Genomic DNA, 20,057 nt, shown 5'->3' on the forward strand with positions numbered 1-20,057 from the left:
CTCCTATAAAACAAATTAACGTTTCTTACCGCCCAGAGCGCGCTTTTTAGCACGTTGTTTTTGGGCCGCTTTGCCGTTACGTCTTGGTTCGGTGTCCATTTTATTAAAGTCGGGTTCAAAGCCGGGTAACCATTGCTGTGGTAAACGCTTGTCTAATACGACTTCGACTTCTTCCAGTAATAGGGCGTCCTCTTGGCTAAAAAGGGTGATCGCAAGCCCTGCACTGCCCGCTCGACCTGTGCGGCCAATACGATGAATATAATCTTCGGCGATAAAAGGCAGCTCAAAATTAATCACGTACTTGAGCTCGACGATATCTAGGCCTCGGGCGGCAACATCCGTAGCCACTAGCACTTGAATTTTGCCTTGTTTAAATTCCTGCAAGACTTTCTCGCGCGCACCTTGGGACAAGTCACCGTGAAACGCCTGAGTGATAATATCGGCTTTATTGAGTTGCTGAACCAGTTTGTCGACGCCTTGCTTAGTGCGGCTAAAAATCAGCACTTGGTGCCAGTTTTTACTGCGCACTAGATGGCTGACGAGTTCGGTTTTACGGTCGGCGTCGACGGCATAAACCACTTGCTCAATTTCGGCAGCGGTCGTATTGCGCTTGGCAACTTCAATCAACTTGGGATCGCGCAGTAAAGTTTTACTTAAGCTGAAGATGGCGGCATCTAAGGTGGCAGAAAATAACAGTGTTTGTCTGTCACTCGGCACTTGCTTGAGCACGGCTTGAATTTCATCCATAAAGCCCATGTCGAGCATACGGTCGGCTTCATCAAACACAAGCACGCTCAATTGCTTAAGACTCAATGCGCCTTGCCTGAGGTGATCGAGTAAGCGACCCGGTGTTGCGATTAACACATCTATCCCAGCATTAAACACAGCGACCTGCGCATCGATACTCACGCCGCCGTAGGCGATACCGACACGGATATCTGTCCCTTTAGCGTACTTAACAAAACTCTGCTGTACCTGCACCGCCAGTTCACGTGTCGGCACTAAGACTAATGCACGTACAGGTCTCACCGCCGTTAACTCTTGCAAAGGGCTGAGTGCCAACAAATGATGCAAGATTGGCAAGGCGAACGCCGCGGTTTTGCCTGTGCCCGTTTGGGCGCCAGCCATCACATCCCGTTTCGCCAAGATGGCAGGGATCGCTTCTAGCTGGATAGGCGTTGGCGACTCATAGCCAAGACTCGCTAAGGTATTCACTAAGGTGGAGTTTAAGGATAAGGCACTAAAGGACATTGCGGTTAACCACTGAAAATAATGGCCAGAATTTTAGCAGACACAACTCCAAGCGACTAGCGCCATAGCGCTAGCCCTGTGGTTCTATCGGATGAAACTAAATCAATTTCACGATAGTCAGCCTTACCATAAGTCAGTCTCGCAATACGCCAGCATCACGATAGAAATGCGTCGAGATCTTCTGGTAGTTGCGGACGACTAAAGAGATAACCTTGGGCTTGATCACACTGATTTTGTTGCAGAAAATCGGCTTGTTCTTTGGTTTCCACTCCTTCGGCGATAATGTCGAGCTTCAACGCATGTCCAAGCGCAATCACAGCTTTAGCAATCGCGGTATTGTTAGTGTCGAAGGGAATATCCCGCACGAAGGATTGGTCAATCTTCAGCTTATGAATAGGTAGTTTTTTCAAATAATTCAGCGATGAATAACCGGTTCCAAAGTCATCGACCGATAATTCGATGCCCAGATCGCCAAGTAACTTTAAGTCACGGATAGCAAGATCGGGATTTTGCATCATCACACTTTCGGTCACTTCAAGCTCTAAGTGTTTGGCGGGCAAGCCAGTTTCAGCTAAGACACGTTTTACATCATCCACAAAGGAGCTGCGCTGTAACTGTTGTCCGGCCACGTTCACCGCAATGCGGCCAAAGTGTTTGCCTTCACTAAGCCAACGCATGCCCTGACGACAGGCGGTTTCTAGCACCCATAAACCTATCTCATGGATAAGACCAATTTTTTCAGCCACGGGTATAAATACCGCGGGCGAAATTAAACCCAGTTGAGGATCGTGCCATCGCAGCAGCGCTTCAAATCCTACGGTTTTTCGAGACACTAAGTCGAGTTTTGGCTGGTACATCAAGTACAAGGCATTTTGCTCAATCGCGCCATAGAGGGCACTTTGCAGCTTAAGATGTTCAAAAGACTGTTGCGTTAAGGACTCAGTATAAAAAGCATAATTATTGCGGCCATCATTTTTAGCGCGATACATGGCCGCATCGGCGTTACGCAGTAAAGTGTCCGCATCGGTTCCATCATTTGGATACAAAGACACGCCCATGCTCGCGGTCAAACGTAAGTGATCGCCTGTGCTCACAATAAACGGTTGTTCAAACACTTGGCGTAATTGATTAATGGCAACCGTGGCATCTTCGTTATTATCGATCCCCGAAATTAACGCCACAAACTCATCGCCACCAATCCGCGATAACACATCCTGATCGCCCACTTGGCTGCGTAAACGCTTGGCAAGCTCGACCAGCATTTCATCACCTATGCTATGGCCAAAACTGTCGTTGATATGCTTAAACAAATCGACATCTATCATCACAGTCGCTAACTGCAAATTCAGCCGCTTAGCTTGCCGTACTTCTTGTTTGAGCTGCATCATAAACTTCATGCGATTAGGCAAATGCGTTAGCGGGTCGAAATACGCTAAGTGCGTGAGTTGCGCTTCATTCTCTTTTTGGGCAGAAATATCGGCAAACACAGCGACAAAATAACGCACATCACCGACTTCATCATAAATCGTACTTATGGTGATATTTTGCGGGAAAATAGTACCGTTTTTACGCCGATTCCAGATTTCACCATTCCACTTACCGTTAGCCAACAGGGCATTCCACAGTTTGTCGAAGAATGCTTTATCATGGCGACCCGAGCTAAAAATCCGTGGATTCTGACCGAGCAGCTCTTCCCTCACATAACCTGTGATCTCAAAAAATGCGCCATTTACGTCGGTGATATTGCCGTGTCTGTCGGTCACAACCACGCCTTCGACCGAGTTTTTAAATACATTGGTCGCCAGTGTCAGTTGTTCTTCAACCGCTTTATGCTTGGAAATATTGCGAGTCATACCGATAACGCCCACAAACTCACCTTGGGTATTTAAGGTTGGGAGTTTGAGCGTTTCTAACCAAAGATGATTTTTAGCTTCATTGCCGTCTAAACACTCAGCGACAATAATTGGCATACCAGACTCGATAGCGAGCCTATCACCCTCTAGAAAAATATTCGCAATTTCAGCACCAAAGAGTTCGACATCGGATTTACCGACAATCTCACTTCGGGGCATTTCCCATGCTTTCTCGACGCTGCGATTACAGAGTGTGTAAATGCCAGCGGCGTTTTTCATCCAAATATGTTCTTCAAAACTATCAATAAATGTTTGTAAATCGACCGTATCGACACACCTTGGCGTACCTCGGCTTAATGCTTCAGCCGCACTGTGTTGGCTCAATATCTCGCCTAACTGGCGTTGAATGCTATCGCTGATAAGCTTTGCCAGCTGCAGCGTTTTCGAATCTACGCCGAGCGCCTCGTTGTGATAAAAACATAAAAAGCCAAAATTTGCCCCAGATGGCCAAGCGAGGGATAAACAAATCACGCTGCCGATTGCGCTACAAGTGCGCCAATCTGAGTGCTGCCGAGTATCTATGATCAATTGAGACTGACTGACCAGCTCAGTTAACTCTGACACAGATAATAACGAGGTGATTTGATGGTGACCTAATCGCGGCAATAGCGAAATCGGCTCGGTTGGGCTGACCAACTGTTCTTGGGCTAATTGGGCATCAACGGAAGTTTCAACAGCATCTGAAGGACTGGAAGTGAGTTCTGATGTCGTCGCTTTTGATGGAGTGGTTGTTGATGGAGTGGCTTTGGACTGTGTAGCGGTTGATGACGTAGTAGCTGATAATGTTGCGATAGGTAGGGTTTTCGCCGAATGATTGCCACTTAACTGACAGAATATTGCCTGTATTTCGCTTTCAGCCGCAGAGTCTGAACTTAACATACTGCTAAGTTCTCCCGCAGCATTCCATGCTATTAATATTGCTTTACTGTTTGATATCTCGGCGACTAAGTTTACGTCCCTCAACCAGTTATCCAGCTCTTGCTGCGAAATAGGTAAATCTATCATCATCTTGCCAACTAATACTTAGTTACTACTCAATCGACCCACGGCGAGAATACCGTAAGACCCCAAACGCATGCTCACATTAGCCCCAGAGGGAAAGCGTTAACCAAGGGGTAAAACTTCATAAATTTTTACTTTTAACATCAATCCACTACATATCAATTGGCGCTAATCTTAGATCGCAAACCGTCCTCATCATAACCACCTTTTAAGGCTGGAGAGGTCAAACCATCAAGGTTAGAGGGATGTTTCTAGCCGACTCTTTCTCGCCGACTCAACGTGTCCTTACACAGTTAAGCACTGCTGACATAGCCTTTGCTACTTTAGCACAAAATTTTCGAGTCAGTATTGGGATAAGTTTATTGCGTAACAATTAGTTAGACTTAACCGATTAAGCCTTACCGCAGTGCTAAAGCACTTTGTGAGCAGCAGATAACTCTCCCTAAAGACATAAATCAGCAATAACAGAGTTTTGATTGACAAAAATGCTATCTTATTGTCTACAATGGAAATAATAAGGCTGAAAAACCAAGGATATTTATGCCCACTGACGTCGTATCAAGCCAAGCCACCCTACTCGACAGTAAACAACTGTATCGCATTTGCGAACTCGACCAATTAAGCACAGATTGCCAGTCCACAGCCGAGCTCACTCCACTTGATGATATTGTCGGCCAAGAACGTGCCCAGCAAGCGGTAGAGTTTGCGATGGGGATTAAAGAAAAGGGTTATAACATCTACGCCATCGGCCAGAACGGCCTTGGCAAACGCACTATGATGCTGCGCTATTTAAGCCGTCACGAGCCAAGCGATCATACGCTGTACGACTGGTGTTACGTGGTTAATTTCGATGATACCCGTTGCCCTAAAGTGCTCAAACTGAGCGCGGGGACTGGGCTTGAATTTAAAAAAGCCGTCGAAAAATTAATGCTAAAACTTGTCAAAGCTTTGCCTTTAGCCTTTGATAATGAAATGTATTATGCCCGCACCGAAAAGCTCAAAAGCCAGCTATCACAGAAACAAGAAGTCGCACTCACAGAATTAACCGAAGAAGCAAAACAAAAAGGTATCAGCCTCAGCTTGACTATGCAGGGCGACTATCAAATGTTAGCCCTCAATGGTGAAGAGCCCCACGACGAAGCCTCATTCGAAGCCTTGACCGATGCTGAACGCAGCCAATTTGAAAGCAATATCAATGGCCTAGAAGTCAAACTGCGCGGGATTATTCGCCAAATCACAGAATGGGAAGAAGAATTTAGCGACAAGCAGCAAGAGCATGACGAGCAAGTCGCCAAAGAAGTGTTAATCCATTTTATTAAGCCACTTAAAGATAAGTTCAAGCATCAGCCAGAAGCGCGCACTTTCTTAACTGGTATGCAGGCGGATATCTTAGATAATCTGGATATTTTCTTAGAAGAAAGCGAAGAGCAATTGGGCCTAGCCTACGCTTCCCTAGAAAAGAAAATGCCCCGTCGCTATCAAGTTAACGTTTTGGTCGGCCAAGGCACTCAAAAATTCCCCATAGTCGTCGAAGAAAGCCCGAGTTATCACAGCCTATTTGGCTATGTGGAGAACGCCACATTTAGAGGCACAGTGTTCACCGACTTCTCGCTTATCCGGCCCGGCAGCCTGCACAAGGCGAATGGCGGCGTGTTATTGATGGATGCCGTTAAAGTATTAGAGCGCCCTTACGTGTGGGACGGACTAAAGCGCGCCCTGCGTTCACGAAAACTGGATTTAAGCTCACTCGAACGGGAAGTGTCTCTATCGGGTACGATTTCCTTGGCGCCCGAGCCTATCCCCTTAGATGTGAAAATCATCCTGTTTGGCGATCATGAAACCTATCAGCTGCTGCAGCACTATGATCCTGACTTTAGCGAGCTATTTCGCGTTACCGCCGATTTTGAAGATGTGATGGACAGAACCGCCGCCTCTGAGGCGCACTATGCCCGCTTTATTTCGAGCATAGTCCACGACAACAACATGCTGCACTGCGATCGCGCCGCCATAGCGCGCATCATCGAATACAGCTCGCGGGAAGCCGAAGATCAGCAAAAACTGTCGCTACACTCGGCCAATATTGCCAATCTACTGCGGGAATCAAACTACTGCGCTAAATCGGCAGGCAGTCAGCAAATTTTAGTGCCGCACGTTGAGCAAGCACTGCGAAATCAAGAACAAAGGGTCTCGCGTCTGCATGACAACATAATGCAGAGCTTTACCAACGGCACCACCTTGATTAGCACTCAGGGCAAAGTGGTTGGGCAAATCAATGCCTTATCCGTCATCTCGACCTCTGATCATCAGTTTGGTATGCCCAATCGCATCACAGCAACCACTGCCTTTGGTAAAGGTGAAGTGATGGATATCGAACACAGAGTCAAACTAGGGGGGCGAATTCACTCTAAGGGCGTGTTGATCTTAACCGCTTATTTAGCCTCAGTGTTAGGTAAAACAGCGCAAATCCCGCTCACCACTTACCTCACCTTCGAGCAATCTTACAGCGGCGTGGACGGCGATAGCGCCTCAATGGCCGAATGTTGCGCCATTATCTCGGCCATTAGCGAGCAAGCACTAAGGCAAGATATTGCCATTACAGGTTCGATGAACCAGTTTGGTGAGGCTCAGCCCATTGGCGGTGTGAATGAGAAAATTGAAGGCTTCTTTGATGTCTGCAAAATCAAAGGCCGTACGTCAGATCAAGGGGTGATTATTCCTGCTTCGAACATGGCTAACCTTATGCTACGTAAAGACATTGTCGATGCCGTGGCGCAAGGTGAGTTCCATATTTGGGCCATTACCCATGTAACGCAAGCCATGGAGTTACTGCTTGGTAAAACCGCAGGTAGCTTGTCGCAAACGGCCGCACCTAGCCAAGGGCAATATTCTCCCGAGAGCATTTTCGGCATCGCCCAGCAAAAGCTCACCGCACTCAGGTCATTAATTAAAGCGGATTAAGTCTAGGACGAGAGAGACAAACAAAAAGGGTTATCCAATGCTAACCCTTTCTTTATTCAGCTATTAAGTGAAATTACACTAAGCTTGCTAGCATTTCGTCGCTGTAAGGCACAAGTTCAACGCCATCACGCACACGAGCGACATAGTCAGGGTTAGCAATGAATGGACGACCGATAGCAATCAAATCGAACTTATTCGCTGCAATCGCTTCACTGGCCGTTTCAGCGCTGTAGCTTCCCACTCCCACTAAGGTTTTGCCATAGTGTGCGCGCACATAGCTTGAAGCTCTGCCGCCAAGATAGTCAAATTCCATACTGTCATCGAAAATCCCAATATGCACAAAGGCGATATCGCGCGACTCTAGTTCCGGCAAGAAGTAATCGAACACTTCGCGGTCACGGCTATCGGCCGCCATATTGAAATAAGCCCCAGGTGAAATCCGCAGACCGGTTCTGTCTTTGCCGATACGAGCCACAACAGCGTCGACAACTTCAAGCGCAAAACGGGACATATTGGCAGGAGTGCCACCATATTCATCGGTGCGGCGATTGCTGTCATGATGTAAGAAAGTATCAATTAAATAACCATTTGCACCGTGGATTTCAACACCATCAAAGCCAGCTTCAATGGCATTTTCCGCCGCTTTGGCGTAATCACGCACTAGGCCTTGAATATCCTCGAGTGTGGCGGGTTTTGGCGTAACATAAGTTAGCTCACGCATTCTTGGCACGCTGCCTTCAATCTTCTGGGCTGATGCTGCAAGCACATCGCCACCACCGAAAAAGTGTGGATGAGCAACACGGCCCGTATGCCATAACTGCACAAAAATCTTACCGCCTTTGGCATGTACTGCATCGGTCACTTTACGCCAGCCAGCAATTTGCGCTTGAGTAAAAATACCTGGGGTATTTGGGTAACCTTGGGCATCGGGACGAATAATCGTCGCCTCTGTGATGATCAAACCCGCTTCGGCGCGGCGTGCATAATAGGCAACCATGTCATCGGTTGGCACTAAGTCGGCATCGGCCATACAACGGGTCAAAGGCGCCATTAAGAAACGATTGTTTAAGGTAATAGTGTCATTAAGCGAGTAGGTTTCGAACAGATTTGCCAAGGAATTTGGCGTGGTTTGTGTGGTCATTTTCTCAGTCCCATTCTTGAATATGCATTCAAGATATTATTATTTGAACGATCATTCAAGTTAATTTTTGAATGTTCGTTCAAAATTAGGTAGAATTCGGCCTAAGCGTTTCTATACAAGTGAATTAAATTCGATGCGTAATGCTGAGTTCGACCGAGAACAGGTACTTCGCGGCGCGATGGCCGCCTTCATGCACAAGGGTTACACCAAAACAAGCATGCAAGATCTAACTCAAGCCACGGGATTACATCCGGGGTCGATTTACTGCGCTTTTACCAATAAACGCGGATTACTAATCGCGGCCATTGAGCAATATCAACTCGACAGAAATACGCAGTTCAACAGCCTGTTCGTTAATAGCGAAAATGTACTAACTAACTTAAAAACTTATTTAGATCATATTGTTGCAGAATGCCTAAGTTGTGATAGCGCCCAAGCTTGTTTATTGACGAAGGCATTAAATGAAGTGGCTGAGCAAGATGTTGAGATTAGAGATATCATCAATCAGTATCTGCAATCTTGGCAGCAAGCGCTAACGCAGCAGTTTACCAGCGCAGCCGAGCAAGGACTGCTAGAAGGTCATCGCAGCGACGAGCAAAGAGCCCAATATTTTATGATGGGAATTTATGGTTTAAGAACCTTCGCCCACACCCATCCAAATGCCGAAACCCTGCAGCATCTTGCCGATCGATTGCTGACTGAGGTATGCCATTAAAGGCATTTTAATCTGTTCAGTGACGAATCTCTGGGCGACAAAATCGACAGTGGCTAATGAATGCAGATGTATGGCTGGTAATCGCTCAGATGTTGTTGAGTGTTGAGTTATTGAGGATCGGAAATTAAGTTTGACGTTATGGAAGGTGATGTTATTCAAGTCGATATAAGCGTCACTATCTCCTTGAATTCAAGCCGATAAAGCGCAGTAAATACGTTCTGTACATTATTAAATAAGATTAAAAGAAGTATTGCAGAGAAAGTCGAGACGCTAATTCAACAAGGCGATTATGCGTCCCAAAGGTGAGTATTTTTTGACATGTTAATCTATTGAATGTTAATTTTTTAATTATAACCTTTTGAAATTATAAGCTAATTTTAACCTATGTTAGCCTGAGCAAATACCCGCTCGCCCAATGAGTTCAGTATCTTACATTCACCTTCAAGTACGGCAATGATCGATTTTCCCTTACGAAAACTTGCCGGTATCATCACACGCCCAGCTTCACTCACAGGCAAATTAGCTAGCACAGAATTGTGCATAATTAACCCTACGGGCGCGTCATAATATAAAACAGTAACAGTCGCTTGATTTGCTTGCATCACATTTAACTCACATTAAGCAGCGTCTGCTGCGTTATATTTACGTCGCAAGAGAGCTCCCTGTCCTCTACATCTTAAAATATCCCCAAAGATATTTTAACCATTTTTAAATCAACTAATTAAGGTCTTATTCAATTTTTATATTTTTATTATGGCGTACAGAACTGCATCAAACTGTACACCTTGAGCTATTTAAGCACTTCAGCAAAAAGATGCCAATCTATTTCTATTATGTTAATCAATTACCCACTACAATTCACAAGTACAACACATAGCAAGATGCGTTTTTATGCATTTTTTAGAGTAAATAACCTAAATTTGATTATCTATTATTCACTTAGCCTTAAATCCCACCCTAAATCCGCCCCAATGTTTGCCATTCACAAAAATGGGCACTGACAAGTCGTGCATCACTTCGCCCGTATCCCTTTTGTAGGTTTGCAGTAATACAGGCTCAGTATGGGCGCCGCAGCGGATCCCTGTCGGATCATTAAACAAGCGTTTGGTTCGATTATGCACCATATCGACTTCGACCTTGCCCGTCAGCGCTTGGCTGAAACGTTTATTATGGGTCGGAAAATAACCTTTTTTATCAACAGCTCCCGCATAAATGATTTCGCTATGTTTTGCAAGAATGGGTTCTTGAATCATTGGAAAATGCTGATCGGTATAACGATCGAAAGCTGTGCTGTATTTCTGCGGCTGAGTATTAGCAATCGGTTGATATTTAGGATTAAACAAATCTGCCTCGCTAAAACTGCCGCTAGCTAAACCTTGTGCCAACTTGTCACCGCACGCTTTAGCGGCCACATTGGCCAATTGCAAAACCTGCTGATCGAAGGTTTGTGTATCCCATTTAGACAGCGCTTTAAAAATGCCCTCGGTGGTCAAGGATAGAGTAAAGGCCTGCTCAGATACGCTATGACTCTGTTTACCCGTCGAATTTAACGAATCACGGATTTGAGTCACCGAGCGGCTAATGTCATTAGTGGTGTTGTTATATTGTTTGAGGGAATCTTCCATATCACCTAACGCATGAGCCGATTGAGTCACAGAGGCCGAAATCTCAGTGAAATGCGCGTCTAACTCGCCCATAGCCGCGACCACATCGGCGGTTTGCGTTACGACCCTTTCCATCAGCCCAGAGGTTTTATCGGTTTCGCTGCGGATTTCTAATAGCATCTTGCCGATATCTTGGGTCGCACCTGCGGTTTTACCCGCAAGGCTGCGAACTTCGTCTGCGACAACCGCAAAACCTCGGCCCTGCTCTCCCGCACGAGCCGCTTCGATGGCCGCATTTAACGCCAACAGATTCGTTTGTTCGGCAACGGAGTTAATCACTTCAGTGATTTTTTGGATTTCTTCGGCTCGCGACTTAAGCGCCTGTACTTGCTCGGCGGCGGTATCAATATCCGTACTCAGGGAGCGAATAGCCGCCACACCTTTTTGGGCTTGGCTACGCCCCTGCACACTAACGCGCTCGGCCTCTTGTGCCTGACCTAAAATATCGGCGGCATTATCGCCAAGTTGGGCCGTGGTATGACTCAATTGCCCCGCGGCAACGGCAATAGCGCTGGCATGCTCGCCATTTGATTCAATGGATTTATTCAGTAAATCAATAAAATGCGACACTTCAGCCGAACCGATAGCAATTTTACTGGTTTGCACACTGATATCATGGGCGGGAAGGCTGTGATCTTTTAATGCCTTAGTATTTGCCTCATCGGTGTCGAGCTTAGCCTTAGTTGCGCGCAAACACACCCACACCACTAAGCCAGAGGTGATTGCACCCAAGATCAGCGCCTGCACAATGCTCGGAAGATGAAGCCCCGCAAGTAATAAACTCCCTAGAGTGACCAGCGTGAAACTGATGAAAATTAAAACTTTGTGCTGTATTTCCATATACTTCCCGTAACTGAGCAAGGTAAAAATGAAAGGGAAATGCTAAGAGTCGAATCATTTGCCCTCGTCCTGCTGCAATCAATTACAGCTGACTAAGAAGGGCTAACTATGATAGCGCTCAAGATTTATAGTTTTAGTCTATTTCTCTGAATAAGCTAGATAATTTATCCAGCTAGATAAACAAAGTAGCAGTTAACTATCATCAACAGTCTCACGTGTGTATGGCATTAGACATTAGTATTAATCTCGCGTGATTTAGTCTTAGTCCATTCTCAAGATAACCCCACCTGAAAAAGCCAACTTTGCCCTGAAATGCGTGCCCCGTCGCCTTCTAGGTAATAAATCCCACATGGACGACTGCACTTATGCCAAGAAAACTGCTAATATCGGCGCAATTTTTTTGAGCTAACGAGATCAAGATGGGCAGAGCATATCAAAACAAGAAAGAATCCATGGCGAAAACAGCCGGTCAAAAAACCCGCATTTATTCACGCTACGGTAAAGAGATTTACGTTGTCGCTAAACAAGGCGGCGTTGAGCCCGATGGAAACTTATCACTGCGTCGCTTGATTGAACGCGCTAAGAAAGACCAAGTGCCTGCGCATGTTATTGAACGCGCAATTGAAAAAGCCAAAGGCGGCGGTGGTGAAGATTACGATACCGCCCGTTACGAAGGTTTTGGTCCTGGCAACTGCATGGTCATTGTTGACTGCTTAACCGATAACGTAAAACGTACCTTCACCGAAGTGCGTCAAGCCTTCGTAAAAAACGATGCCAAACTCGGCGGTCCAGGTACTGTTGGCCACATGTTTGATCATCAAGCCGTGTTCGTGTTTGCCGGTGATGACGAAGATGCGATTTTAGAACTACTGATGATGGCTGACGTTGATGTGAGCGATGTTGAGCTGGAAGATGGCTTAATCACAGTTTACGCGCCGCACACTGAATACTTTAAAGTTAAAACTGCACTGACCGAAGCAATGCCAGAAGTTAACTTCGAATTCGATAACATTACCTTCGTACCGCAGGACATGACTAAGGTTGAAGGTGAAGATGTGGCCATGTTTGAAAAGTTTATCGCCGCTTTAGAAGATTGTGACGACGTACAAAACGTCTATCACAATGCGGAAATTGAAGACTAAACACTGCTTTCGCCTGAAATAAAACGCAGCCCTTGGCTGCGTTTTTTGTTTATAGGTCAATATATTAAGCGTTAATGAAACAACCGTGAAACCCTAATGGCAATACCCTGTTCATCTGAGCCGAAGCTATGGGGCCCGCACTGATGTCACTGGCACGAAATAAAGATAAGCCAGATTGTGCATTGTGGTAATCGAGCCAAGTCATCAACAAATAGGCTTCATGCTGCTCAGTGGCGGGGATATAGAGCGGCTCTTCGGCAATCTTGCCTTCGCCAAGATAAAACGCGCTATAGCTCGCGTCGCCAAGTTCATCCGTACCGTGCTGGCTGCTGTCTTTTGCGTTATGAATACAATACAGAGTATTACTCAGTCCTGATTCAGATTCGGCTTCTGCTTTATATTTAAAGTTAGAGCTGGAGCCAGAGTTAGCAGCAGAATCTGATCTTGCTCCAACGCCAAATAACGGGACAAACTCCGAAGCTCCACCCGTTCTCTCTGCAAGCTTTTCGGCATTGCTCGTTTGCTGTGCAGACTCTTTGTTACTCATAGTGTGCTGCGCAAACTGGGGAAACTCCATCATCACGCCGCTGCGGTTAATACGTGCAGAGGGAGATAACGTCCCCGCAAACTGCGTTTTGCTAGCTGCTGTAAGTGGTGCCGTCAGCGGTACTGTGATCGTCACTAACTCGGCATGGGGTGTTTTTGCTTTACGGGCGCCCGTCAGTAACCCTTTCATCCCTTGAGTTAAAATCGCCGAATTGGGATAGAGGCAAAGCTGGACTGACAGTTCGTCATTCTTCTCAATGGCTTGACCAAAGTGAAACACAAATCCAGCAGGCAGCGGGTGTAACTGGCGCGCTTTAAAGTCGGCTTTGTCGATAACCAGTAATTGCGATGGCAATTCGGGTCGCCATTTAAAGGCATCGATATAAGTTTCGCCCTCTTCATACACGCAAGATGAAATATAAAACACTAGCTTATTCTCACTCTGCGCAAAGGCATGTAAATAACTCGCCTGTGGTAATTCAATCACTTCCATTCTGGCAATGCTGTCATCGGCTGCCACTTGATACACAAGTAATAGCTTCTCGCCGCCGACATACCAGACGCCAAAATTCCACAATCCACCTTGTCCATCATCGAGTGGATGGGCGGAAAAGGGTAAACCCTTAAACTTGTCGCCAAAGCTTTTAACGCCGAGCGTAGTTAAGGTCTGCGCATCGAGTCGATAGGGTGAACCCGCTTCCCACAAGGCAAGCAACTCGCCGTGGCGCGGTAATAAACTGGTGTTAGCCACATTCAAGTCATCGTTATTGCGAATGGGTAAAGCATTGGGGATCACTGTGCCTGCGGTGGTGTACTTAAACGCGCCAACGGCCTCCTCCACTTTAAACTTCTTTGTTTGGATAAACTTAGCTTGATGCTGAATTTGCCCATTTGCCACACTAAACTGCTGCACCATGCCATCGCCATCGAACCAATGTTGATATGCCTTACCTGCCCGAGACATTTTTGCAGGCCCATTTCGGTATAGATTGCCGCTCAATTGCGCTGGCCACTCGCCCGAAACCTGCATAGTGAGCGGCAGATAGTCGCCTTCCGCCCCGTTAAAACCGATAGCCCATGGCTCACGGGCGACCGCTTGTGCGTTATCCAGTGCCAGTAATTTATCTACTGAACTTGCCCAAACAGCAGTCGTCATTAGGGCGGCTGAGCCTGCTAGAAATTGACGTCTATCCATGGTGCTGCCCTCCCTTAGCGAATATGTATCGTGATTTGCGCATCGGCCTGCAAACTAAAGCTGGCGTCTTTAAAGCTCGCAGGTCCAAAACTGCCGGCGTTATTGCTAAAACCATAGCCTTCACTCGGCACACCTAACATATTGGTATCTAAGCTATGATTACCGTTTTCATCGTGAAAGACCTTGACCGCATATTGACCATCGGCTAGATCGCTAAATACCAGCCTATGCTCAGTCTTAGTGACGGGCTTTATCATAGATGCGCTGGGATTGTGGCCTGCGGCGTAATCCTCGGCATTGGCATAAAGCTCAACCATCAAGGCGCCGGTTTGTACTTGAATATTATCGATATCCACAGTCAGGGTATGTGCCTGGATCTCTGCGGACATGGTTCCTGCCGACAAGAGCAAGCAAGCTAAGCCTGCGCCCCAAATCGCCGATAACGTCCTTTTGGTCATATTAGCTCGGCGAATCTGAGTTGTTGTCATCGTTAAGTTCACGTGTTTCATGTCTTACTCCTGTTATTTGCGCTGATAAGTAACTGCGATGGAGTTAGCTTAAAAAATCACAGGACTAAAAACAGGTGCCAAAAGTCATGAAACAAGAATTTAACAAGATGACTTTTGGCATAGTGACATCTGACGCTGATACCTTAGAATGGTCGGCATAATTGGATTAAGGAATCATCATTCGTGCTAGAAAATCGATTAGCAAAAGAAGAGAGCATGTTAATTGCCGCAGGAGTGCTCACTTGGGCATTAGTGGCTTGGGTTGGGATAAACCAAGCCGCATTGCATACATGGCAAGGCATGCTCAATGCCACGCTTTATGGGCTGTATTTAGTGCAATTTATACTGATAGCTACCGATAAAGTTGCGCAGAACAATATTCTGTTTCGTCGCCTTGCCACACTAGCAATGCCGTTGATCGTGTTGAGCTTATTGCTCACGGCAAACCATGCATTGCTGCCGATCCTCTTCGTTATTTGGGCGTCACTTTTGCCTGAGTTCTTTAATCGCCGCCAAGCCATTTCGCAGTTACTGTTAGCCAACCTTGTTTATTACGCGCTGCTGCAATGGCATTTGCATGAACAAAGCAATGTGTTCAATATTTTGATCTATCTTGGCTTTCAATTCTTTGCCTACAGCAGCAGCCAAGCAAGGCTTTCCGAGCGTAAATCACGTTTGATACAAGAACAGCTAAACCAACAGCTTATCGCCACTCGCGCCCTACTTAGCCAAGCCAGCGAACAGCAAGAAAGATTAAGGATCTCCCGCGATTTACACGATATTCTCGGCCACCAGCTCACAGCACTCTCTCTGCAATTAGAAGTACTGAGCCATAAAGCGCCCGAAGGCCTCAAACCTCAAGTTAACCAAAGTAAATCCTTAGCCAAAGAGCTACTTGAAAGTATTCGCGCCGTCGTCAGGGCTCAAAGAGTGCAAGTGGGATTGGATTTAGTCCCACCTTTAGAGGCGCTGATGACCCGCTTACCCAGCGTCACTCTCACCTGCAAGGCGATGAAACCACTGCAATCAGCCGAACTGACTCAAGCCCTGCTGTTAGTCCTGCAAGAAGGCATCAGCAACGCCGTGCGCCACGGCAAGGCGAATCAACTGCAACTGAGCATGGAAGACTCCCACAGCGCACTGGTATTGCAACTGAGCGACAACGGCGTGGGGCTAACACGGGTAGCCGCGCGAAACGCATCAGCTAAAAGCGGTACAGGACTTTATGGCACAGGGCTTAGCGGCATGCAGGAAAGACTACAGCCCTTTAATGGCAAGGTGCAGCTAAGGGCGAATGACTCGGCGCCCGGCTGCCAACTCACCCTCACCCTCCCAGCACTCGCTTAACTTTTTATTGAAAACTCTTTGGAATCGCTATGGATACGCAAAACAACATCATCTGTGTCGGCTTAGTAGAAGATCAACAATTGGTTCGCCAAGGTATCGCTAGCCTGCTCGCCATTTCCGACAACATTCGCGTGTTATGGCAGGCCGAAGACGGCCAAGATGCACTCAGCCAACTCGCCAATAATCCTGTCGATGTGCTGCTCAGTGATATTCGCATGCCAAATCTTGATGGCATCGCCATGCTCAAACAGATACGTCAGAGTGCCAATCGCTTACCTGTCATCATGTTAACCACCTTCGACGACAGTGAGTTATTCCTCAATAGTTTACAGGCGGGAGCAAACGGCTTTTTACTCAAGGACGTGTCACTCGACAAGTTACTGCACGCCATCGAAACCGTCGCCAAAGGCGGCTACTTGATAGAGCCTTCGGTACTCAAACAGATGAGTGAGCCTAAACCTGCACCTAGCGTTGGGGTAACTAGAAATGAATTATTGTCGGAACGGGAGCGGGAAATCCTCAGTTTTATGGCGGGCGGATTCTCCAACAAGGAAATCGCCAATGCGGTATTTTTAGCCGAGGGCACAGTGAAAAATCATGTCTCTAACATACTCACTAAACTCGATTGCCGAGACCGCACCCAAGCTGTACTCAAGGGCTTACAACTGGCATTGATCTAACCCAATAGTATTCAGCAAAAGCCAATTGCCATGAGCGCAGCAAAGCCATGCTCAAAAATGAAATCAGCCTTGCTCTAACAGCATGAACTTATAGGAAAGGAACACTGATGCAAAATCTTATCAATGCCATAAGCACGATAGTTAGCCACACGCCAATGTGGGTCTTTGCTTTACTCGCTGGACTGATTTATTTGGGGCTGAGCCAGACAAAGAATCGTCAACTCAGCTTAGGCCGCGTATTACTGATGCCAGCAGTGATGACGATATGGTCTGTGATATCACTCAATTCGAGTCTACACAGCCCATTAGCGCTTATGCTATGGGGAGTCAGTTTACTACTGACGGTGGGTTTAGCTTGGTCTCTGCTGCCTAAAACGCCTGTCAGTTACCAAGCGGGTCTGTACCATATCAAAGGCAGTTGGCTGCCGCTGCTGCTGATTTTAGGGATTTTTATCATTAAATATGCCGTGGCTTACACACTCGCGACACAGGCAAATATCTTAGAAAACCACCTTTTCATCGCCATCACTAGCGCTACCTATGGCCTGCTCAGTGGCATCTTTATCCTAAGAGCAGTTCGCATACTCACTGGCGCGCATCATGCTCAAATTAACGGCTATTCGGCGCACTAGTGCGCTAACACTTACTCAAATTGCAGCCAACAAAAAGGGCCAGTTAAGGCCCTTTTTGTACTCATCTAAGGCGATGAGTAATGGCTAAAACCTAACGAAGCTCCATCTCTTGGATAATTTCATGGGCAATGGCTGGCGTTGTGCAGCTCGGAGTTTCATGTAAATCTGCTTTTAGTTGACCTTTACGGTGCTTAAGTGCAGCATCTAATTTTTTCGATGCGGCCTTGATAGCTGGGTACATAACCTCATCGGTACCCGAAGCGGAAATGCGGCTGCCTTCATAATTGGTACGAAGTTCAACCTGATACTCGCCATGCTCTTTCGCAATAATGATGTCCAGCGCGATCAGAGAGGGGAAATGGGTGGCGATTTTTGCAAACTTTTCGTTAACATGTTCTCTAATAGAATCAGTAACATCGACGTGGTGACCAGAAATATTTATTTTCATAGGTTGTCCCTTTTAATGTCATTACTTTTATTTTCGCTTCACTAATAGAGCTTGGGGCATGCAGGATAAAACACAAGGGGAATTGGCAAATATTTCGATCAACTCAGGTATTAGCATCTCCTAAATGTGACCGCCATCAAGAAGTTGAAAATAAAACCGCCAGAAAAATGCGATTAAGTGATTGATTTATAAACAGGCATTAATAATAAATCAATCACAAAATCCAATACGACATAAGGTAAATACGCTTAATATTTACGTTGCACGCTCTGCTGCCAAAACTGCTGGGACAGATGATGCGTCTTGGTCGATAACCGCGACACTTGATCGCCCCGCGCCGCCGCATCGAGCGTCTGCTCTAAACTCTGTTGAGCCAAATCGCTGATCACATGGATGGCACGGCTAATTTCAGCGGCCACAGAAGTCTGCTGGGTCATCGCCGCGGCATTATCATCACTTAAGGAGTTAATTCTTGTTATAGATGAAAGCAACTCGCCAAAAGCGACACTGGCTTCCTGCGCTAAGCCTACTGAACGTTTAACCTGCTCTTGTCCCGCCACCATAGTCGAAGTCGCCCTTTGGGTACTTTCCCTAAAGCGGCTAACGATTAACTCGATTTGCGAGGTGGATTGGCTAGTACGACTCGATAATTGTCTGACCTCATCGGCCACCACTGCAAAACCGCGACCACTATCCCCTGCCCGCGCCGCTTCGATTGCCGCATTTAAAGCTAACAAGTTGGTTTGGTCAGCGATGGCACGTATCACTTCAAGCACTTGATGAATAGCACGGCTATCTTCTTCAATCGTTTGAACTACATCGGAAAAGTGGCTCACTTGCACACTCAGCTGATGTATCGCCTCTATCACTGTTTCTAAGCGTGAATGACCGCGTTGCGCCGCCTCATGGTTCGACACCATTTCAGAGGCCGTGCGATGAATGTTGCCCGTCACTTCGGCAAAACTGGCGCTCATCTGCTCCATCGCAGTTGCAGCCTGCGTCGTTTGCTCGCTCTGACTATCGGCATGTTCCCAAGTGTTGGTAATGGTTTGTTTAAGGCTGACACTCTGAGATTGGATTTCACTGGCCGAATCCGCCATACGGCCAACAACGCCACCGATTTCGGTGATCAAAAAGCGCAAGGCAAGATCCAATTTTCCAATCTCATCTTGGCGGCCGGTATACACGCCCGTCGCCACAGGATCGTCAATAATGTTTGTTGCCATAGACACGAGCTTTTGCAGCGGCTGCATCAGGTAATACCATGCTAGGCACGCTACCGTCATCCCCGCAATCGCGGCAACAATGGGAGAATAACTGGCAATCATTGCCGTAGTCATAATCGACATCAGCATGGCCAGCAGTATCTTGCCACTGAAACCTAACCTGTCTTTGCGCAATACCTTAGGTTGCTTACCCTGATTAATATCGCTGTAAATACTCTCGGCGGCTTTGATCTGCTCTGGAGTGGCTTGGCGGCGAACAGATTGATATTCGTGAATTTTACCGTCTTCATACACAGGGGCAACATAGGCATTTACCCAGTAATAACCGCCATTTTTAGTGCGATTTTTAACGATACCCATCCAAGGTTTACCCAGCTTAATTCGCTCCCAAAGGATCTTAAACGCAGCCGCTGGCATATCTTGATGACGCACTATGTTATGGGGATTCCCTTGTAACTCAGCAGCGCTAAACTCGCTGATCTGCGAAAAAGTCTGATTCACATATTTAATGTTTCCCTTCAAATCCGTCGTGGATAGTAGAATCGCATTATCTGACAGGTGTGTTTCACCATTCTTAGAATTTTTATGCATAGGGTTATCAGGCTAGGTCTCGGTAAAAAAGATAACGAGCATTCTGCCAAAACCTCAGTACATCAAAATTGATAAAGCTCACATTGGCAGCATAAAAATTAACCTAACGCTAAACAAGCAGTAACCACTAGATACACCTAAGCAAATAAAAACAAACAATTGTGACAAAGCCAGCAAGTCAGAAAATCCATATCTTGTTTCGCTCACAGTTTTAAGCCTTGCCTCCGTATCGGTTAAATATCTGTACCTCTCTCGCT

General features: G+C 46.6%; 15 protein-coding genes. 6 read left to right on the top strand and 9 right to left on the bottom strand.

The genetic code is table 11. From position 1 onward, the window contains the following. Positions 1–15: 15 nt before the first annotated feature. Positions 16–1,251, bottom strand: a complete 1,236-nt coding sequence (locus DYH48_RS14715; protein WP_115335214.1) for a DEAD/DEAH box helicase — start codon at positions 1,249–1,251, stop codon at positions 16–18. 155 nt (positions 1,252–1,406) lie between these two features. After that, positions 1,407–4,172 (bottom strand): EAL domain-containing protein, encoded by a 2,766-nt coding sequence (locus tag DYH48_RS14720; protein ID WP_115335215.1) that lies wholly within the window; start codon positions 4,170–4,172, stop codon positions 1,407–1,409. A 534-nt stretch (positions 4,173–4,706) separates the two neighbouring features. Between DYH48_RS14720 and DYH48_RS14725 the strand changes: the two genes are divergently transcribed. Continuing rightward, positions 4,707–7,124: a Lon protease family protein gene (locus DYH48_RS14725; protein ID WP_115335216.1), complete on the top strand. Its 2,418-nt coding sequence runs from the start codon at positions 4,707–4,709 to the stop codon at positions 7,122–7,124. A 73-nt stretch (positions 7,125–7,197) separates the two neighbouring features. On the opposite strand, the gene DYH48_RS14730 is transcribed toward DYH48_RS14725, so the two are convergent. Continuing rightward, positions 7,198–8,265, bottom strand: coding sequence for an alkene reductase (locus tag DYH48_RS14730; protein WP_012588232.1), 1,068 nt, complete (start codon positions 8,263–8,265; stop codon positions 7,198–7,200). 133 nt (positions 8,266–8,398) lie between these two features. Between DYH48_RS14730 and DYH48_RS14735 the strand changes: the two genes are divergently transcribed. Beyond that, the gene (locus DYH48_RS14735) at positions 8,399–8,980 is read left to right on the top strand and encodes a TetR/AcrR family transcriptional regulator (protein ID WP_115335217.1); all 582 of its coding nucleotides are present in this window, start codon (positions 8,399–8,401) and stop codon (positions 8,978–8,980) included. Between the two features lie 377 nt (positions 8,981–9,357). Here DYH48_RS14735 and DYH48_RS14740 read toward each other — a convergent pair whose 3' ends face one another. Together DYH48_RS14740 and DYH48_RS14745 are read right to left on the bottom strand one after the other, a co-directional pair. Next, positions 9,358–9,582, bottom strand: coding sequence for a TIGR02922 family protein (locus DYH48_RS14740; protein WP_006080825.1), 225 nt, complete (start codon positions 9,580–9,582; stop codon positions 9,358–9,360). A 333-nt stretch (positions 9,583–9,915) separates the two neighbouring features. Then, positions 9,916–11,484 carry a methyl-accepting chemotaxis protein gene (locus DYH48_RS14745; protein ID WP_115335218.1) on the bottom strand — a complete coding sequence of 523 codons (1,569 nt, stop codon included), beginning with the start codon at positions 11,482–11,484 and terminating at the stop codon, positions 9,916–9,918. Between the two features lie 419 nt (positions 11,485–11,903). Between DYH48_RS14745 and DYH48_RS14750 the strand changes: the two genes are divergently transcribed. Continuing rightward, positions 11,904–12,626 carry a YebC/PmpR family DNA-binding transcriptional regulator gene (locus DYH48_RS14750; RefSeq protein ID WP_006085103.1) on the top strand — a complete coding sequence of 241 codons (723 nt, stop codon included), beginning with the start codon at positions 11,904–11,906 and terminating at the stop codon, positions 12,624–12,626. A gap of 64 nt (positions 12,627–12,690) precedes the next feature. On the opposite strand, the gene DYH48_RS14755 is transcribed toward DYH48_RS14750, so the two are convergent. Both DYH48_RS14755 and DYH48_RS14760 read right to left on the bottom strand, forming a co-directional pair. After that, positions 12,691–14,367, bottom strand: a complete 1,677-nt coding sequence (locus DYH48_RS14755; RefSeq protein ID WP_115335219.1) for a carotenoid oxygenase family protein — start codon at positions 14,365–14,367, stop codon at positions 12,691–12,693. A 14-nt stretch (positions 14,368–14,381) separates the two neighbouring features. Beyond that, positions 14,382–14,876, bottom strand: a complete 495-nt coding sequence (locus DYH48_RS14760; RefSeq protein WP_115335220.1) for a DUF2141 domain-containing protein — start codon at positions 14,874–14,876, stop codon at positions 14,382–14,384. A 183-nt stretch (positions 14,877–15,059) separates the two neighbouring features. Between DYH48_RS14760 and DYH48_RS14765 the strand changes: the two genes are divergently transcribed. The 3 genes from DYH48_RS14765 (at position 15,060) to DYH48_RS14775 (ending at position 17,535) form a co-directional block, all read left to right on the top strand. Continuing rightward, a complete protein-coding gene (locus tag DYH48_RS14765) occupies positions 15,060–16,223 on the top strand; it encodes a sensor histidine kinase (protein WP_115335221.1) in 1,164 nt (387 codons plus the stop codon). A gap of 29 nt (positions 16,224–16,252) precedes the next feature. Further along, complete coding sequence (locus DYH48_RS14770) at positions 16,253–16,903, top strand: response regulator transcription factor (protein ID WP_115335222.1); 651 nt, start codon at positions 16,253–16,255, stop codon at positions 16,901–16,903. A gap of 107 nt (positions 16,904–17,010) precedes the next feature. Continuing rightward, positions 17,011–17,535: a DUF6622 family protein gene (locus DYH48_RS14775; protein WP_115335223.1), complete on the top strand. Its 525-nt coding sequence runs from the start codon at positions 17,011–17,013 to the stop codon at positions 17,533–17,535. A 91-nt stretch (positions 17,536–17,626) separates the two neighbouring features. On the opposite strand, the gene hpf is transcribed toward DYH48_RS14775, so the two are convergent. Together hpf and DYH48_RS14785 are read right to left on the bottom strand one after the other, a co-directional pair. Beyond that, positions 17,627–17,983 (bottom strand): ribosome hibernation-promoting factor, HPF/YfiA family, encoded by a 357-nt coding sequence (hpf, locus tag DYH48_RS14780; RefSeq protein ID WP_006085098.1) that lies wholly within the window; start codon positions 17,981–17,983, stop codon positions 17,627–17,629. A 248-nt stretch (positions 17,984–18,231) separates the two neighbouring features. Continuing rightward, positions 18,232–19,800, bottom strand: a complete 1,569-nt coding sequence (locus DYH48_RS14785) for a methyl-accepting chemotaxis protein (protein ID WP_006085097.1) — start codon at positions 19,798–19,800, stop codon at positions 18,232–18,234. Between the last annotated feature and the right edge of the window lie 257 nt (positions 19,801–20,057).

This window comes from Shewanella baltica, assembly GCF_900456975.1.
Lineage (GTDB): Bacteria > Pseudomonadota > Gammaproteobacteria > Enterobacterales > Shewanellaceae > Shewanella > Shewanella baltica.